The sequence below is a fragment of the Psychrobacter sp. KFRI-CH2-11 genome, from assembly GCF_038239325.1.
Classification (GTDB): domain Bacteria; phylum Pseudomonadota; class Gammaproteobacteria; order Pseudomonadales; family Moraxellaceae; genus Psychrobacter; species Psychrobacter celer.
Genome location: NZ_CP151283.1, coordinates 2,571,433 through 2,587,556, shown reverse-complemented (window position 1 = coordinate 2,587,556; position 16,124 = coordinate 2,571,433). Strand labels below are relative to the sequence as shown.

At 47.3% G+C, this 16,124-nt stretch carries 13 protein-coding genes; 2 read left to right on the top strand and 11 right to left on the bottom strand.

Annotation, left to right across the window (positions count from 1 at the left end; translation table 11 throughout):
- Positions 1-84 precede the first annotated feature (84 nt).
- From AADH33_RS10730 to AADH33_RS10715, 4 genes are all read right to left on the bottom strand, one after another.
- Positions 85-1,167, bottom strand: coding sequence for an oxygen-dependent tRNA uridine(34) hydroxylase TrhO (locus tag AADH33_RS10730; RefSeq protein ID WP_348548863.1), 1,083 nt, complete (start codon positions 1,165-1,167; stop codon positions 85-87).
- 273 nt (positions 1,168-1,440) lie between these two features.
- A complete protein-coding gene (locus tag AADH33_RS10725) occupies positions 1,441-2,022 on the bottom strand; it encodes a tetratricopeptide repeat protein (protein WP_317053806.1) in 582 nt (193 codons plus the stop codon).
- 391 nt (positions 2,023-2,413) lie between these two features.
- Complete coding sequence (gene metW, locus AADH33_RS10720; RefSeq protein ID WP_317053805.1) at positions 2,414-3,031, bottom strand: methionine biosynthesis protein MetW; 618 nt, start codon at positions 3,029-3,031, stop codon at positions 2,414-2,416.
- Positions 3,028-4,341 carry a homoserine O-acetyltransferase MetX gene (locus AADH33_RS10715; RefSeq protein ID WP_348549982.1) on the bottom strand — a complete coding sequence of 438 codons (1,314 nt, stop codon included), beginning with the start codon at positions 4,339-4,341 and terminating at the stop codon, positions 3,028-3,030. The genes metW and AADH33_RS10715 overlap by 4 nt, the downstream gene beginning before the upstream one ends.
- 358 nt (positions 4,342-4,699) lie before the next feature.
- Here AADH33_RS10715 and hemH point away from each other — a divergent pair, with 358 nt between their 5' ends.
- Positions 4,700-5,719, top strand: a complete 1,020-nt coding sequence (hemH, locus tag AADH33_RS10710) for a ferrochelatase (RefSeq protein WP_201585995.1) — start codon at positions 4,700-4,702, stop codon at positions 5,717-5,719.
- Between the two features lie 121 nt (positions 5,720-5,840).
- Here the strand turns inward: hemH and AADH33_RS10705 are convergent, their stop codons facing one another.
- On the bottom strand, positions 5,841-6,158 hold the full coding sequence (locus tag AADH33_RS10705; RefSeq protein WP_100748938.1) for a hypothetical protein: 318 nt from the start codon (positions 6,156-6,158) through the stop codon (positions 5,841-5,843).
- 273 nt (positions 6,159-6,431) lie between these two features.
- On the opposite strand from AADH33_RS10705, the gene AADH33_RS10700 reads away from it, so the two are divergent.
- Complete coding sequence (locus tag AADH33_RS10700) at positions 6,432-7,721, top strand: right-handed parallel beta-helix repeat-containing protein (protein WP_348548862.1); 1,290 nt, start codon at positions 6,432-6,434, stop codon at positions 7,719-7,721.
- A 43-nt stretch (positions 7,722-7,764) separates the two neighbouring features.
- Here AADH33_RS10700 and AADH33_RS10695 read toward each other — a convergent pair whose 3' ends face one another.
- The 6 genes from AADH33_RS10695 to polA all read right to left on the bottom strand — a co-directional run bounded on the left by AADH33_RS10695 (position 7,765) and on the right by polA (position 15,980).
- The gene (locus AADH33_RS10695) at positions 7,765-8,553 is read right to left on the bottom strand and encodes an SDR family NAD(P)-dependent oxidoreductase (protein ID WP_348548861.1); all 789 of its coding nucleotides are present in this window, start codon (positions 8,551-8,553) and stop codon (positions 7,765-7,767) included.
- Between the two features lie 187 nt (positions 8,554-8,740).
- The gene (locus AADH33_RS10690) at positions 8,741-9,895 is read right to left on the bottom strand and encodes an RNA-guided endonuclease InsQ/TnpB family protein (RefSeq protein WP_348548860.1); all 1,155 of its coding nucleotides are present in this window, start codon (positions 9,893-9,895) and stop codon (positions 8,741-8,743) included.
- A complete protein-coding gene (locus tag AADH33_RS10685) occupies positions 9,892-10,506 on the bottom strand; it encodes an IS607 family transposase (protein ID WP_348548859.1) in 615 nt (204 codons plus the stop codon). The genes AADH33_RS10690 and AADH33_RS10685 overlap by 4 nt, the downstream gene beginning before the upstream one ends.
- Positions 10,507-10,720: 214 nt before the next feature.
- Positions 10,721-11,263 (bottom strand): hypothetical protein, encoded by a 543-nt coding sequence (locus AADH33_RS10680; RefSeq protein ID WP_348548858.1) that lies wholly within the window; start codon positions 11,261-11,263, stop codon positions 10,721-10,723.
- Positions 11,264-11,523: 260 nt separating this feature from the next.
- The gene (locus tag AADH33_RS10675) at positions 11,524-12,690 is read right to left on the bottom strand and encodes a hypothetical protein (protein ID WP_348548857.1); all 1,167 of its coding nucleotides are present in this window, start codon (positions 12,688-12,690) and stop codon (positions 11,524-11,526) included.
- A gap of 344 nt (positions 12,691-13,034) precedes the next feature.
- Entirely contained in the window at positions 13,035-15,980 is a 2,946-nt protein-coding gene (polA, locus tag AADH33_RS10670) for a DNA polymerase I (RefSeq protein WP_348548856.1), read from the bottom strand.
- Positions 15,981-16,124: the final 144 nt, after the last annotated feature.

Sequence of the window (16,124 nt, the reverse complement as noted above, 5' to 3'; positions counted from 1 at the left end):
AAAAAAAGAGATGCGCTATGAGTAGGGCATCTCTTTTTTATGGCTAGTCGTTTAACATTTAAAGCAGGGTCTGTTGTCAACCGATTAGGCTTTGGCTTTATTGGCCGCTTCTGCTTGGCGACGTGCTTCAATTTTAGCCGCTTTACGCTTTTCGATGATGTCCATCACATCGCTACCGATATGCGCTTCACCACGTTTTTTGGCCAGCTGCATTTGATGCTCGCGCTCACGGAATCGAGCCTTTTGTTCCTCAGTCGCTTTGTCGATACAATGCGGGCACGACTCACCTTTGATATAGGCGGCGCTTTGCATGTCCTCGGCTGTAATCGGCATACGACAAGCAAAGCACTGCTCGTAGTTGCCTTTTTCGAGATTGTGATTGACCGACACACGGTTGTCAAAGACAAAGCAGTCGCCTTGCCACATAGAGTCACTGGCAGGGATTTCTTCTAGGTATTTTAAGATACCGCCTTCTAAATGATAGACTTCCTCAAAGCCTTGCTCGCGCATATAGGCCGTGGACTTCTCACAGCGAATACCGCCGGTACAAAACATCGCCACTTTTTTGTGTTTGGTTGGATCGAGTTCTTTTGCCACATATTCTGGAAACTCACGGAAGGTTTCAGTGTGTGGGTTGACGGCGTTTTGAAAGGTGCCAATCTGTACTTCGTAGTCGTTGCGGGTGTCGATTAGGAGCACGTCAGGATCAGAGATCAGCGCATTCCATTCGCTCGGCTTGATGTAGCGGCCGACAGATTGCAGTGGATCGATATCTTCTACGCCCATGGTGACGATTTCTTTTTTGAGCTTGACCTTGGTACGATAAAAAGGCTGGACGTCGGTATAAGACTCTTTAAACTCAAAACGACCAATCGCTTCAATGCTACGCAAATAATTAAGGACCGTATCAATGCCTTGGCGGCTACCAGAAATCGTACCGTTGATGCCTTCATTGGCCAGCAATAAAGTGCCTTTGACGTCATTGTCCAGCATAGTGTTTAAAATCGGCTCACGGTACTGCGCAAAGTCAGCAAAGCGGGTAAATTTATAAAGTGCAGCAACGACGATATTATTGGTGACGCTATCGTAGGCCGGTGCGGCGTTGTTTTCAGCTGCCGTACTGCTTTGGGTGTTGTTTTGGGTATGGCTGTCTTGAGTGGTACTCATGGTGGTCTCCTGCGGGCTAGGTCGCAAACCTAGTGCATATGATTTAAGGTATTTGTGAGATAGATAACACTAGCGCAATTGTGGAATTGGCTGGTGCGCGCGTAGTGTAGCAAATTTTGCTGATGTTTTGAAGATTTTGTGAGAAGGGCGGTGTTGTGATTGATACGATTTTAAGGAGAGTCATCTGTCTCTGAAACGGCTCGATAGTCACTCTAAAAAGAACAAAATCCAGCGCATCGGCTGGATTTTAATCGCTGAGAGTCAGTGTAAAAGCTATTTGCTTTGGAACCAACGATCCGCTTGGCTACGAGCATTGGCGATGTCTGAGCTCGATAGGTTCAACGCCAGCTGGCCGATTTTACCACGGGCCTTGTTGCGTACTTTTTCATCGAGCATACCGTCACGGGCAGCCAAATCATACCATTTATAGGCATCGACCAAGTTTTTTTGTTTTTCATCAAGCAAGGCTAGCGTGTAGCTGGCGCGATTGTCACCACGCATGGCCGCTTTTTCTAACCAGTGGCGTGCTTGCTGAAGGTTGGGCTTCACGCCTTCACCGCGTAGATACATGATGGCCAGATTTAGCTGGGCTGGGGCAACACCTTGCTGCGCGGCTTTGGTATACCACTGAATGGCTTTCTGAGTGTTTTGCGCCACGCCTTCGCCCTTTTGTAGGCGCTTGGCTAAATAAAACTGCGCATGGTCATTCCCTTGCGCCGCACGGTTGGACAACTCACTGATAGGCATCAGCTCAAAACGTGAGGTATCAAGCGGTACGTTTGATATTAACTCAGCATTGGCAAGACCTGCGCAAGAAAATAAGGCAGTAAACAACGCAGCTTTTAATAGTTTCATAGCAGCTCCAAAATTAGGCAGTTAATAAGCAAAAAAATTGTACCGCTAAAGTATCTTAGACGGCGCTAATGATAAGGGAGCGTCGTATCAATGACGTATTATCCAAACGTCCCAAACCATTCATCAAGTATAGTGAGCCCTTTACCTCATCGTCTTGCTCAGCAGTTGCTGTCAAGCCATAAAGACGAACGGTGCAAATACGGGTGTCAGTGACATTATTTTGCTAGCTTAACACCCACACTTACGAAACTCAAATACTAATTACAAGAAATCATGGCCGATTATACCTGAGTGTCTTCAATAAAATCATAGAGTTACTCGCGCGTAAGAATAAATCAATCATTTTATAAAAATCAGATAAGGAGGATTAGGGCCGTTTGGTTTTTGAATATTACACAGGCTTCCGTTTGGTGACGCGATAGATAGCGACATCTGCCAAGAGGTTGGGTGCTTGACGGATTAAAGAGGTCATCAGCGGTGAATGGCCTTTTTCTGAGTCGCTAACAGCAAAGCGGTTGATGATATGAATGTCATGCTCAGCACACAGCTGCTCAAAGTCTTTAAAGGTACACAAATGAATGTTTGGGGTGTTGTACCACTCATAAGGCAGGGCTTCTGAGACGGGCATCAGGCCTTTTAGTCCAAGGTGAATACGGTTTTGCCAATGGGCAAAGTTGGGAAAGGTGATGACCGCTTCACGGGCCACGCGTAGCATATCGAGCAGCAAAACGTCGGGGGCTTTGACCGCTTGGAGCGCCCGTGCCATGACGACGGTGTCAAAGCTGTCGTCAGCAAAGCGCGCCAGCCCATCGTTGAGATCTTGCTCGACGATAGAGAGACCCTTGCTGATGGCTTCATTGATTTTGTCTTCATCAATCTCTAGGCCATAACCCGTCACGCCCAGCTTTTGCTGCAAGTGCGCGAGCAGCTCACCATTACCACAGCCCAAGTCCAGTACATGCGATTGCGGCGCGATCCAGCGCTCAGCCAACTGATGGTCCATTCTCATGAGCGTTCTCCTGTGCCGGCCATGTTAGTGGTCATAAAAGGGGCGGTCAAAAAGCCTTTGATCGCGCCCATATAACGGGGGATATCAAATAAAAACGAATCATGACCATGTGGGGCGTCGACATTGATATAGCTGACCGGCTTGCCTGTGGCCATCAGGGCATCCACGATTTCTTGTGAGCGCTCAGGGGCAAAGCGCCAATCAGTGGTAAACGACACCACCAGATATTGGCACTTGGTATGGGCAAGGGCGGATTTTAAGGCGCTCAGCTCAAGCTGGTTGTCGGTATCGTCGCTGTGCTCAGCAGTATGGTCGCTACCTGTGTGCTCGTTACTGATGCTGGTAGCCAGACTATCATCGATGGCTATGTCGTCGGCAGTATTCGCATAATTGGCATAGTCGCGCGTAGGATCAAAGTAATCTAAAGCTTTGGTCATGAGCAAATAGGTATTGGCATCGAAGTTTTTGCTAAAGCGCTCGCCTTGATAGCGCAGATAGCTCTCTACTTGGAACTCGACATCGTAGCCGTACATAAACTTGCCCGATTTTAGATCGCGGCCAAACTTGGCCTTCATGGCGTCATCGGTCAAGTAGGTGATATGGCCGACCATACGTGCCAATATCAGGCCGCGGCGTGGATAAGTGCCGGCTTGTATATAGCGGCCGTCTTTGAAGTCTGGGTCAGAGAGAATGGACTGACGGGCGACTTCGTTAAAGGCGATGTTTTGTGCCGATAGCTTGGGCGTGCTGGCAATAATGACGCAGCGTTTTAGCCTGTCTGGATAGTCGACTGACCATTGCAGCGCTTGCATACCGCCCATAGAGCCGCCGACGATGGCATGCCAGACATCGATGCCTAAGCGGTCTGAGAGCAGCGCTTGGGTTTTGACCCAGTCTTTGATGGTGATCAGCGGAAAGTCAGGGCCATAGACTTGTGGCTCGCTGCCATCAGCTTGATCGAGGGTATCAGGGTTGATGGTGGTGGGTCCTGTCGAGCCAAAGCAGCTGCCGATATTATTGACGCACACCACATAAAACTGATTGGTGTCGATGGCTTTGTTGGGTCCGATCATATTGTCCCACCAGCCCGCTTTTTTGTCATCATGGCTATAATACCCTGCTGCATGATGGCTGCCAGACAAGGCATGGCAAATCAAAATAGCATTTGATTTGTCTTGATTGAGCGTGCCGTAAGTCTCTACCATCAAATCAAAAGACGGCAAGGTGCGATTGCACTCAAGGGTAAGCGGCTCGGCAAAATGGATTTTTTCGGGCGTGACGATTCCGACTGAGCCTGCCTGATCGGCCAAGCCTTGTGGGTCGAGTGTATCTGTTGGGAGTTGGTCACTGGTACTATCAGAGCGTGCGTTCAAAGCTACCTCGCAAGACAACAATCATCTATAAATAAGCGTCAATAAAATCACCAGCCACACAAGCAAAATAGCATGCATGTTCTTATACGGTTTTGGTGATGGTTGGCTCTATTGTATGGCGATGGACGTAGGAGTACAACCTCCGTACGCAGTCTTTATTTGACCTGCGTAGCAAATTGTATAAAGACGGCCTTTACCATGCGTTTTTTGGCGATAAAATGCTACACTAATCAGATGCTCAATGAATAATGCCTTCACAATCCTTTTTATCACTTATGAATCACACACGACTTTTATGAAACCTAAACTGCCGCCACGTATAGCCGTCTTATTGGTCAACCTTGGGACACCTGATGAGCCGACAGCGCCTGCTGTTCGTCGTTATCTCAAACAGTTTTTATCAGACCCTCGGGTGATTGAAATCCCTAAGTTTTTGTGGGCCATCATTCTTAACTTGTTTGTTCTGCCTAGTCGGCCGAAGCGCGTCGCAAAAGCTTATGCCAGTATCTGGGAGGGCGACTCGCCGATCCGCAAGATATTAAACGGCCAAGTGGCATTATTAGAGCCGCGTCTGGCCGACAGCGCAGCGCCGTTTCGTGTGTCGGTACATGCGGCGATGAGCTATGGCAATCCTGGTCTGCCTGAGGTGATGGACAATCTACGCGATGAGGGCGTGGATCACTTTGTCATTTTGCCATTGTTTCCGCAGTACTCCGCCACCTCAGGCGGTGCTGTCTATGATGCGCTGACCAAATGGACGCTGACGCAGCGCAATTTGCCCAACTATACCATTGTAAAGGACTACTTTGCCCATCCACTGTATATTCAGGCACTAGCAGACTCGATTCGTCGTTTTCAGGCAGAGCATGGCAAACCTGACAAGCTGATGTTTAGTTTTCACGGTATCCCGCAGCCGTATGCGGACAAGGGAGATCCGTATCCAAAGCGCTGTAAGTGTACTGCCGCCCAAGTGGCCCATGCGCTAGGTTTGAGAGATGATGAATGGATCATCAGCTTTCAGTCGCGTTTTGGCAAACAAGAATGGGTCAAGCCATATACCGATGTGGTACTAGAGGAGTGGGGTCAGTCTGGCGTGCGCTCGGTGCAGGTCATCAGTCCTGCATTTTCTGCTGATTGTCTAGAGACGCTAGAAGAGCTGGCGATTGAAAACCGTGATAATTTCCTCAATGCTGGCGGGCAAGAGTATCATTATATACCTGCACTTAACCTTGATGAGGCGCACATTGATTTACTTGAAGCGCTTAGCAAACCATTGGTCAAAGGCTGGGCGGGCACGCTTGATGGTTGGGCGTAGTTAAGTTTTTTGATCTTAATGAAAGCCTTTTGGTCTTAATGAATGATAAAACACCGGACATGATGTTCGGTGTTTTTTTATCAGTGTTTGATGTCATTGATGCTGTACTGAGCAGATAGGGTTAGAAGTTATCATCGTTGCTGCGCTCAGCAGCGTCGGTATCCGCGATATCGACGATGTCTGGATAATCCTTGTCATCTAGATTGTCCTCTACTAATACCTCATCGACACGGGCTTCATCGATATTTTGGCGATGCATCGGTGTGAGGCCTTGCGTGGCCTCGCTGCCTGCTTGTGAGTTGTCAAACCCTGCGCTATTGTCAATGACGTCATCGTCATCAATCGTATGCAGCATTGGATTGTCTAAATCGACTCGCTGGTTGTCATCGCCATCGACACGGTCTTGCGCCTCTGGGAGCGGGGTTTTTGTATTATCCATCTTTCATTCCTTTTATATTATGATTGATTTTTATCTGTATGATGAGGATTAGTGTGCCGTGTTAGCTCGAGCTCGACTAGTAGTAAGGTGTCACAGGATGTTCAAAAAATGTAAGACAACCCGCAGTGAGCGTTATTTATAGTTAGTTCAAATTAAAATTGTTATAAATCTAAACGCGCTACTGGTATAAATTTTACTTGCGTGCTGTTATCACAGAGGCTGCACAAAATTCATCCCAGCAGCGCTATGTCATTTTTAGAGTGAATTGACTATATGACCCTTGTTTCTCGCCTAAAATATGTCAATGTACTATCGATCATGGTCGGCCTGATAACCGCGATGAGTTTAAGCGCTTGTGACGATCAGCCAGCCGTCAGTCAAACGGACGTTATAAAAAAGCCGTTGGTCATGGATGCTAAGCTACCAACCACCGCGGCCGTGATAGAGTGCGCGCAGCTGACGCCCAAGCAAGCTGTGACGATAAAAGGTCATAACACCCTGAGTAAAAACTGCGACTTAACAGGTCAGTCGATACGCTTTGAGCTCAGAGACTCTCACAGCTCGCTTGACTGTCAAGGGGCGCAGCTGAGCACCAGTGCTGATGATTCATCAAAGGCCAGTGCTATCGTGATTAAACCAAAGACGGATGCTGCTATTGAGAATATTACCGTTGCCAATTGTCATATAACAGGCTACGGCCATGCGCTGCATATTCGCCAATACAGAAACCCCAATCAGCGTTATACGCGCGGCGTTATCGATTCTACTGCCAATCGCGCGCTGGCCCCAAGAGATATCCGCGTCATCAATGTCAGCAGTCAGAATAGTATCAACAGCGGCATGTTCGTCGGCGATCACGCACACGGCGTGAGCTTTGAGCACGTGCGTATTCAAAACGCTGGCACTGTTGGGTTATATTTAGAGTTTGGTAGTCGCGACAATGTCATCAAAGACTCTGTGTTTGTCGGTAATGGTTTTCGCACGTTTAAGCCCAATCGTGAAGCCATCGCGGTGGACTCATCAAGTAACAATCGTATTGAGAATAATCAATTTATACACAATGGCGCAGGCAGTATCTTGCTCTATCGCAACTGCTTTGAGCATGCTGATGACCCGTCACGTAGCAATCACTTTAAGCGTACTGAGTCGAGTCGTGACAATATCATTCGTGGTAATGTCTTTCAAAATGAACCAGTGGGCGTGTGGGTGGCGTCAAGGCAGTCGCGCAACCTAAAAGGGTTTGAATGCGGCGCGTATTTGGTCAAGCAAACGCTGTTTGCCAGCTATCACTTAGACAGTGCTAAAGACAATCAAATCATTGATAATCAGTTTACCCAAGTCGAGCAGGGCGTTATTGTGGAAGATGATGGCACGCTGATTAGGGATAACACGTTCGCCGCCGACGTTCGTTTGCCCATTCAGGTTGGTTCAAAAATTCGCGAAGACACTGCCGCAGGGCCAGTCAAACATACACTGATTAATAACAATATATTCGCTGATAAAACCATAAAGCAAGCAATTGACATTCGAGCGGCAAGCAAAAAGGCCACTCAGATTGAGTAGCCGTCAGGAGAATACGATAAGCTATGGGTAAATGGGCTGCGCTTTATTTGGCACCTACTTTGGTATTTACCCAGCGAATCACAGGATCGGGCGTGACTTGTGAGAGGGTTTGAAAGACTTTGGCTGGCATGCCGACCGAGTAGTGCGTGCTTTTGAGTTTACGATTGGGGCGGGTGGTCAGTTTGCACAGAGTCTTTGCCACATCATTGACAGTCAAATTGATACCCAAGCGCTCAATACTGGTGACACTAAGGTCCTCTGTCATGTCTGATTTTACCCACAGCGGCATGATATCAATGACCTTAATCCCAAGGCGGTCATACTCGATATTTAGCCCTTCGGTAAGCCCACGGACAAAAAACTTGCTGGCAGAGTACGCTGCAACCTCGGGCTGGCCGTAGATGGCCGAGGCCGAGGAGACATTGACGACTTTACCATTGGTGCTATCCGCCAAATAAGGCGCAAGCTTATGACAGCCGATAAGCACGCCTTTACAATTGACATCGACTAAGGCCAGCTGCTCTTGTAAATCAGTCGTCGGCAAAGTGCCACTGACCAACACGCCTGCGTTATTGATTAGTGCATCGATACTGCCAAAATGATCAATCATTTGTGTGATGGCGTCGTCCCATAGCTCAGGCTGGGTGACATCTAGTTTGCCGATAATGACACGGTTTTTTTTCAGCGCCTTTTTAAAGGCTTTGTCGTCGATGGCATCCTCAAGCGTGGCCGTATTGGTGGCAAACAGGCCGACGTTGTGGCCTTTTTCTGCCAGTTTTTTTGCGGTGGCCAGACCGATACCACGTGAGGCGCCAGTGATTAAGATATTCATAATAAGTGACTCGGTGATTTGGGTATGTCCCCATTTTTATTACCGTTCCGAAAAACTTATCTAAATCTACTCACGTAGTTTTAGTATTTTCTTCCTGCTTCATAGATGTTTGCCTTTGTGGTTACACGCAGGTCTTATATCATCTCCACAGGCTAACACGGTGGAACTCACCGCTTTTGCTAACCCATCAGTGATGGGTTAAAACTTTATCAGCATGTTGCAATATATTGATACTGGCGTTGATATCTCTATCATTTGCTTGCTGACAAGACGGACACTGCCATCGTCTAACTGATAGTGGTAATTCGTCTTTGGTTAGCAAGTGACCGCAATTAGAACAAGTTTTAGATGATGGAAACCATCTATCTAACTCTTTGACGGTTTTACCGTATTGATTAGCCTTATAAACAAGCTGACGCTTAAACTCATAAAAACCTAAATCACTAATCGCACGACTTAATTTGCGGTTCTGCATCATGCCTTTAGTGTTTAGGTTTTCAATCGCAACAACATCATACTCACTCACTAAACCAGTAGTAAGCTTATGTAGTGCATCCTTACGGATATTACTAATTTGCAGATGCAATCGTGATAGCTTGGCTTTCGCTTTAGCACGATTATTACTGCCTTTTTGTTTACGACTTAATTGGCGACTAAGCCTTTTAAGTTTCTTGAGTTTCGCCTTAAGTGGGTTGGGTGCTTTAACTTTACTACCGTCTGACAAGGTGATTAAGTTGGCAATACCTAAATCTATACCAGTTTGTTTACCTGTCTTTTTAGCAAGGGTTATAGCATCCGCTATTTCAACAGCAATAGAGACAAACCATCTCCCACCTCTGCTAAAGACTTTAGCTGAGAGCATTTTACCGACAAAACGCAGCTCTTCACGCATACGAACCCAACCTAGATTTGGTATGCGAATCTGCTTGCCTTTTACAGCGAACTGGTCATTGGATAGACTAAACCTATCGTTAATGCCTTTTTTACGAAACTGTGGATACTTAGCCTCGCCCTTAAAGAAGCGCTTATAGGCATCACCTAGTTGCATAATAGCGAGCTGTGGGGCGCACTTCGTTACCTCAAGCATAAACGGGTACTTATCACGCTTAATGGCGTTTAATTGTTTGCGCAGTTTGCCTTGGGTAGGCTTTAGTAATTTGCTTTCATCAACGTCAATACCCATAATATGACAAGCATCACGATAGGCTTTATCTTGAGCATACTGTCGTTGCCACTGAGCTAACGCCCAGTTATAGGCAAGACGAGCAACACCACAAGCTTTAGCGAAATAAGTTGCTTGCTTGTTGTTTGGATTAAGCTCAACAACATGACCTCGTATCATTCTAAACTCGCCTTAACTGCTTCAATGAGTTTTTTGTTTTTCTTGCTACGTGACCCGTAAAGTCTTGCTGAAAACACGGTGATAATCTCAAGTACGTCTTGTGCTAACTCTTCCTCAAACGATAAGTTCTCGCCCTGATTGATAATAACCACTTCGACTTGACGAGCTTCACATAAAGCAAATACAAGCTCCGCACCAAAGCGCAGTAACCTATCTTTATGAGTTAGCACCAGCCTATCTATCTTGTTGTCTAAGATATCGTCAAGTAAGCGCTTTAAGCCTTTTTTATGATAGTTCATACCACTACCCAAATCGCTAATCACCTCGAATGACCAGCCTTGAGCAGAGCAGTACAGCTCAAGCATCTCAATTTGACGCTGCAAGTCTGGCTTTTGGTCATGACTTGATACACGAGCATAAGCTATGGTTTTGCGTTGTTGTTCCACCTTATTACGAGTCAGGTTTGGGTTTATTTTAGATAAGTCGTATCTACGATGACCTTTTGGTGTTCTTTGAGCTACAAGCACCCCTGTCTCATCCCATTTTCGCAGGGTTGAAACGGAAACGCCTAACTGGTTAGCTGCTTGTTTTATGCTTAATAATCTATTCATAGTAAGTAATTATAAATAGATTTAGATAGAATTTATGTTACTGTTTGTAGCCCTTGTCAAAATGAGGACACGCCCTAGCAGTAATGGATAAGCCGAGAGCAAGTGGATATCAGAGATATGTGCGCTCGGGCGTTGATCCAGTATAGCAAATCTGGCGGCAAGTATTGATAGGCGGCGCGGGCACGGCGGCTTTGGCCAAGGTTATATCAGATATCTACGCTGAATGCGACACCGCGTGAGAGTGCGATAAGTCTGCGCGCGCTGATTGACAGTCATAGTCGCTTAACGTAAAGCGCCATAGGTATATTAAGGCAATGGCATAGATGGCGGTTTCTGACAGCTCCTCGATCACCACACCAAGGGCTTCAGGTATGCCAATCATGTTTTCGCCCATGTATTCTAGTAGTGCCAGTACCGCTACCGTCACATATAACGATATGGGCACACGCTTTAATACTGCCAAAAGATAGCGCCATGAGTAAGCCAGCAGCCCAACAATCATCAGGTAAACGACGGTTAGCACACAATCTTCCCACCAGTCATAGGGCTGGCTTAGCAATAAAAAATCAGCTGGGATAAAAAGATCGGGTAAGTAGTTTAGCTCGCGGCGTATGACCGCAAAAAACACCAACACTGCCGCCAACCAAAACGCTTCAGTTTTTTTGCTATGACTGCGCCGAAAATACTGTAGACAGCGTATCCAGCAAGCAAACAATATAATAATGCCAGGGGCTTCGATAAGACCATCTGTAATCAAAATAAGGACTCCAGATTTTGCAATAAAAAAAGCGAGCGCTAAGGCTCACTTCCAATCACAAGTAATAGAAAAATAAAGATATAAAATAGAATACAGCGTTATTATACGCTTGATTATCCATAAATGGCATTATGAAACATAACTAATTGGTCATAAGGGATTGTTAATATTTACAAAATAGTCAACACTGTTTCATAGATGGCAACATATTATTTGTCTCGTGCCGGCTGCCAAGCGAGACAATAAAGGGCTATCGCGAGCTAAAACAGTGCCTCCATGCGTAATAGCGCTGATGGGTAGTGGTCTTTGTTTTCTGTTTTGTCATTATAATAGTTTAGCTCTGTCTGCACGTAGAGCCACTCCCGCCAAATCGGCTGACGGTAAGTGATGGCTGGGCCATAGCTATTGAGCAGTGATTTGTTTTTATCAAAATAACCACTGGTCGAAATACCATAGGCCAGCTGCTTTTCTTCACCGAGCTGATGGACTTGTCTTAGATCATGGCTCCAGTCGGTGTCCTCCCTGCTGTCTTGATTGCGGTAGCGCACGGTAGTACGGTTGTTAAGAAAGCGTGCTGGATCAGCGCCATACCGCAAGGTAAGTCCGCCTTTGGCGTAGTGTTCGCTATCGAGGCCATAACGATAAAAACTATCGGTGGTTACTTGTAGCTTCTCGTTTTGATACCAGTCTCGATCGACACTGACTTTGACATACAGATCATCAAGTGAGCGTACGCCGACATCGACATCTGTTTTGACGCCCAATTGCTCCTCGATCTCATCGTTGAAGCGTGACCAGCGCAGCGCAATAGAGGCGTTGTCTTCACGAGTCTTTTTACTATTAATTAATCTATCAGAGCTTTCGGTACTGGCCTGATAAGCCGCTCCTGTCGCGCTTTGTCGTAAAAAATCATCGTCATCCAAGTCTTCATCACCGATAATCAAGCTTAGGCGGCGCTCTAAAACTGGTAAGCGTAGACGTCCACGAACCCGAGGCTCGACGTTCACATCACTGCCTGATATTGGGTTATTGGCCCAGCGCGTGTCTAGCACCAGCCGTAGGCTCGCGGTAGCAGGCGCTTTTGGGTCAGGCTCACCAAACCACCCGTCCATTTCGTGTGCCCATTCGTCTAGCTGCGCTTTTGCGTCTTGTCGCCGCTCATCGGCCCAGCCCCATTTTACTGAGGACTCAATGGGCTGCGGCGCGGCAAATGGTGAGCGCGCTTGATAGCCCAGCTGCTGATAGGCTGTGTCTGTTTTATGGACATCACCGATCTGAGGACTGGATGAAGAGTGGGCGGTGTTTTGATGCTTTGCTGGTATGGCGGCGCTATAATCAGCCAACGCTGGCGTGCACAGGCTCAGCGCAGCTAAAGCGGTATAAGTCAAAGTATGACGAGTCGGTGTGGTAAGGCTTGAAGGTCTCATAATGACAGATAGTCGCCTGTAAGCAAAAATTGAAAAATAATCATGTCATATTGACCGATTTCCCAACAGTTGACAAGGCGTATGCGGTCGCGCGCATCGCTATGTGGTTATAGGGCGGCGATAACTATTGTGACAAATATAAGATAGCAAATAACAAATCAAAAATAGGCCAAGCAGGCCGCTCAGCCCTTTTAGGGGTCAATAGTAATAGATGCTATAGTCAATCCGCCATAAAATGAGTACAGTAGCACGTTATATCAGCTGTACTCTTTTTATTTAGGATCTACTATATAGTTGATTCGATAGTGCTTATCGTAGCTGGTGCGATATCTGTTTTTGGGCGATTAATGCGCCTCGTCCCAATTAGCACCACTATCTGTTTCTACCAGCAATGGTACGGCAAAGTCGACTTGCCAGCCTTTTTCAGCTGCAGTGGTCGTTAACACATCTTGCATCGCATCGGTGATAAGCTGACTAATTTCATCGACCTTATCGCTATCAACTTCAAATACCAACTCATCATGGACTTGCAGCAGCATTTTGGCTTGGTCTTTGGGCAATACCTTATCGACAGCAATCATGGCAAGTTTGATGATGTCAGCGGCAGAGCCTTGTAGTGGCGCGTTGATCGCGGCTCGCTCAGCGCCTTGCTTGACCATGCGGTTACTATGAGTGATATCGGGCGTGTAGAGCTTACGGCCCAATATCGTCTCGACATAGCCTTGCTCATAAGCGCTGGCTCGCGTGTTGATCATATAGTTTTTGACACCAGGATAGCGCTCAAAATACATGTCGATATATTCTTGCGCCTCACCGCGGCTCATCTGTAGCTGTTTGGCAAGGCCAAAGGCGCTCATGCCGTAGAGTAGACCAAAGTTAATGGCTTTGGCATTGCGGCGCTCGGTCGGGGTGACATCAGCGACTTCTTTACCTAGCACTTCTGCTGCGGTGGCTGCGTGAATGTCCAGACCTTCGTTAAAGGCTTGCGTCAAGTTCTTGTCGCCTGAGAAATGCGCCATCAGACGCAGCTCAATCTGTGAGTAATCCGCTGCTAAGATAACGCGACCTGCTGGCGCGATGAAGGCTTGGCGAATCAAGCGGCCGGTGGCGGTGCGAATTGGGATGTTTTGTAAGTTAGGATCCGTCGATGAGAGTCGTCCGGTACTGGTCAATGCCTGATGATAGCTGGTATGTACGCGGTCGCTTTTGGCGTCTGCCACATTGGCCAGCGCATCGGTGTAGGTGCTTTTAAGCTTAGACAGTCCGCGATACTCAAGGACAATCTCGACCAATGGGTGATCAATCTTTGACAGTATCGCTTCGCCAGTCGAGTATTGGCCTGACTTGGTTTTTTTGCCGCCAGGGATGCCCAGCTTATCAAACAGCATCTCACCCAGCTGCTTTGGCGAGCCAAGGTTAAATTCTTCTCCAGCAATTTCATAAGCGCGTTTTTCGAGCGCGATGATTTCTTCATCAAACCGCTCTGATAGCTCATTTAAAAACGAGCGCTTGATTAAGATACCGTTTGCTTCCATTTGGCACAGTATCTCGGCCGTTGGAATCTCTAACTCGTGCAGCAATTTGGCATTATTTTCGTTATCAGACAGTTTTTTATGAAAGATATCAAACAGCTGATAAGTGATATCGGCATCTTCACAAGCATAGTCGCTGGCGATATCGATGGCCACCTGATCAAAGGTGACTTGTTTGGCGCCTTTACCCGCGACATCTTCAAAGCTGATCGTTTGCGTCTGTAGATAGTAGCGTGCCAGATCATCCATACCGTGGCGAGTGATGGCGGCATTGATGACGTAGCTTGCCAGCATGGTATCCATCGCCCAGTTGTTGGGGCTGGCGTGAATCGCGCCGATCAAGTCGATATCATAATGACTTAACACATGAGCGTCGTATTTGAGGTGCTGGCCGATTTTACCGATATTTGGGTTTTCTAAGATAGGCTTTAAACGCGCCAATACCGTATCGCGATCCAGCTGCTTGGCGGTCAGCTCATCCCCTTCTAAACTATGGGTCAGCGGTACATAGTAGGCTTCGTGCGCTTGCAGTGCAAAAGACAGGCCGACGATTTCGGCTTGTCGCCAATAGACCCTGGTGGTCTCGGTATCGATGACGAAGTGCGGCGCGGCTTCTAGTCGTTTGACCAAGCTATCAAAAGCAGGTGCGTCTAAAATCGTATGCCATGCGCTATCGCGACTTTTGCTATCGGTGATATTGTCGATAGTGCTTGACTGTAAGGATTTAGCGATTTGCGCTTGTGATTCACTATCGGCCTGAGCGTGCGCCACGCTTTGTGAGCCATTGGCAGGGTGGTTTGGATGATCAAGCGAGGCCAGCTCGTTTCGAAACTCAAGCTCTGTGTACAGAGCGCGTAACTCATCGATATGGGCGCACGGGTCGGTATTGATTTTTAGATCGGTCCAGTCTTGGCCAATCTCTAAATCGGTGACGATAGTGGCCAGCTGCGCGTTGAACGGAATGTCATCGGCATACTCGACCAGATTTTTGCCAGCACGGCCTTTGATATCGGCGACATTGGCCAGCATGGCCTCGATATTACCGTATTTATTGAGCAAATCTTTGGCGGTTTTTTTGCCGATGCCCGGTACGCCTTTGATGCCATCTGATGAGTCGCCCATCAACGTCAAAAAATCGATCATCTGATGCGGCTCAATCCCGAATTTTTCGACCACGCCTGCGCCATCAGTAATTTTGCCCGTAAAACTGTCTTCTAGTATCACGCAGTCATTAATCAGCTGCATCATGTCTTTGTCACCTGTCGAGATGACCACGTGATGACCTTCAGCGACGGCGCGATAGGCCAGCGTACCGATGATGTCGTCGGCTTCTGCGCCCTCGATACGCAGTAGTGGAATCCCAAGCGCGGCAACCAAGCGATGAATATACGGAATCTGCTCAGCCAGCTCTACATCCATTTTGGGGCGATTGGCTTTATACTCTTCAGACATCGCATGGCGAAAGGTCGGTGATTTGGTATCAAAGCACACCGCCATATGGGTGGGGTGATAGCGGCGCATCAGCTTTAATAGCGCATTTAACGTACCGCGTATGGCGTTGGTGATGAGGCCTTGCGAATTTTGCATGGTCTTTGGCAAGGCATGATAAGTGCGAAACAGGTAGTAAGAGCCGTCGACCAAGATAAAAGGTGGTTGCTCTTTATCCACATGACTGGTGTCCATCGTTGCGACGTTGGGCATACAGGCAAAATTTGGCAGGGTGTTTGGGTTGATGGGCGAGTGGGAGTTGTCAGTCATAGAGGGTCACTTATCAAGTATTTGGCAGCAGGTATTGGGTAATAAAATATGGGATAAAAACAAGCATTAGGTAAAAAGATACCCTCATTATAACGATAAAAACCCTTCTTGCCGAATGAATGACAAACGAATAAGACGAACCAA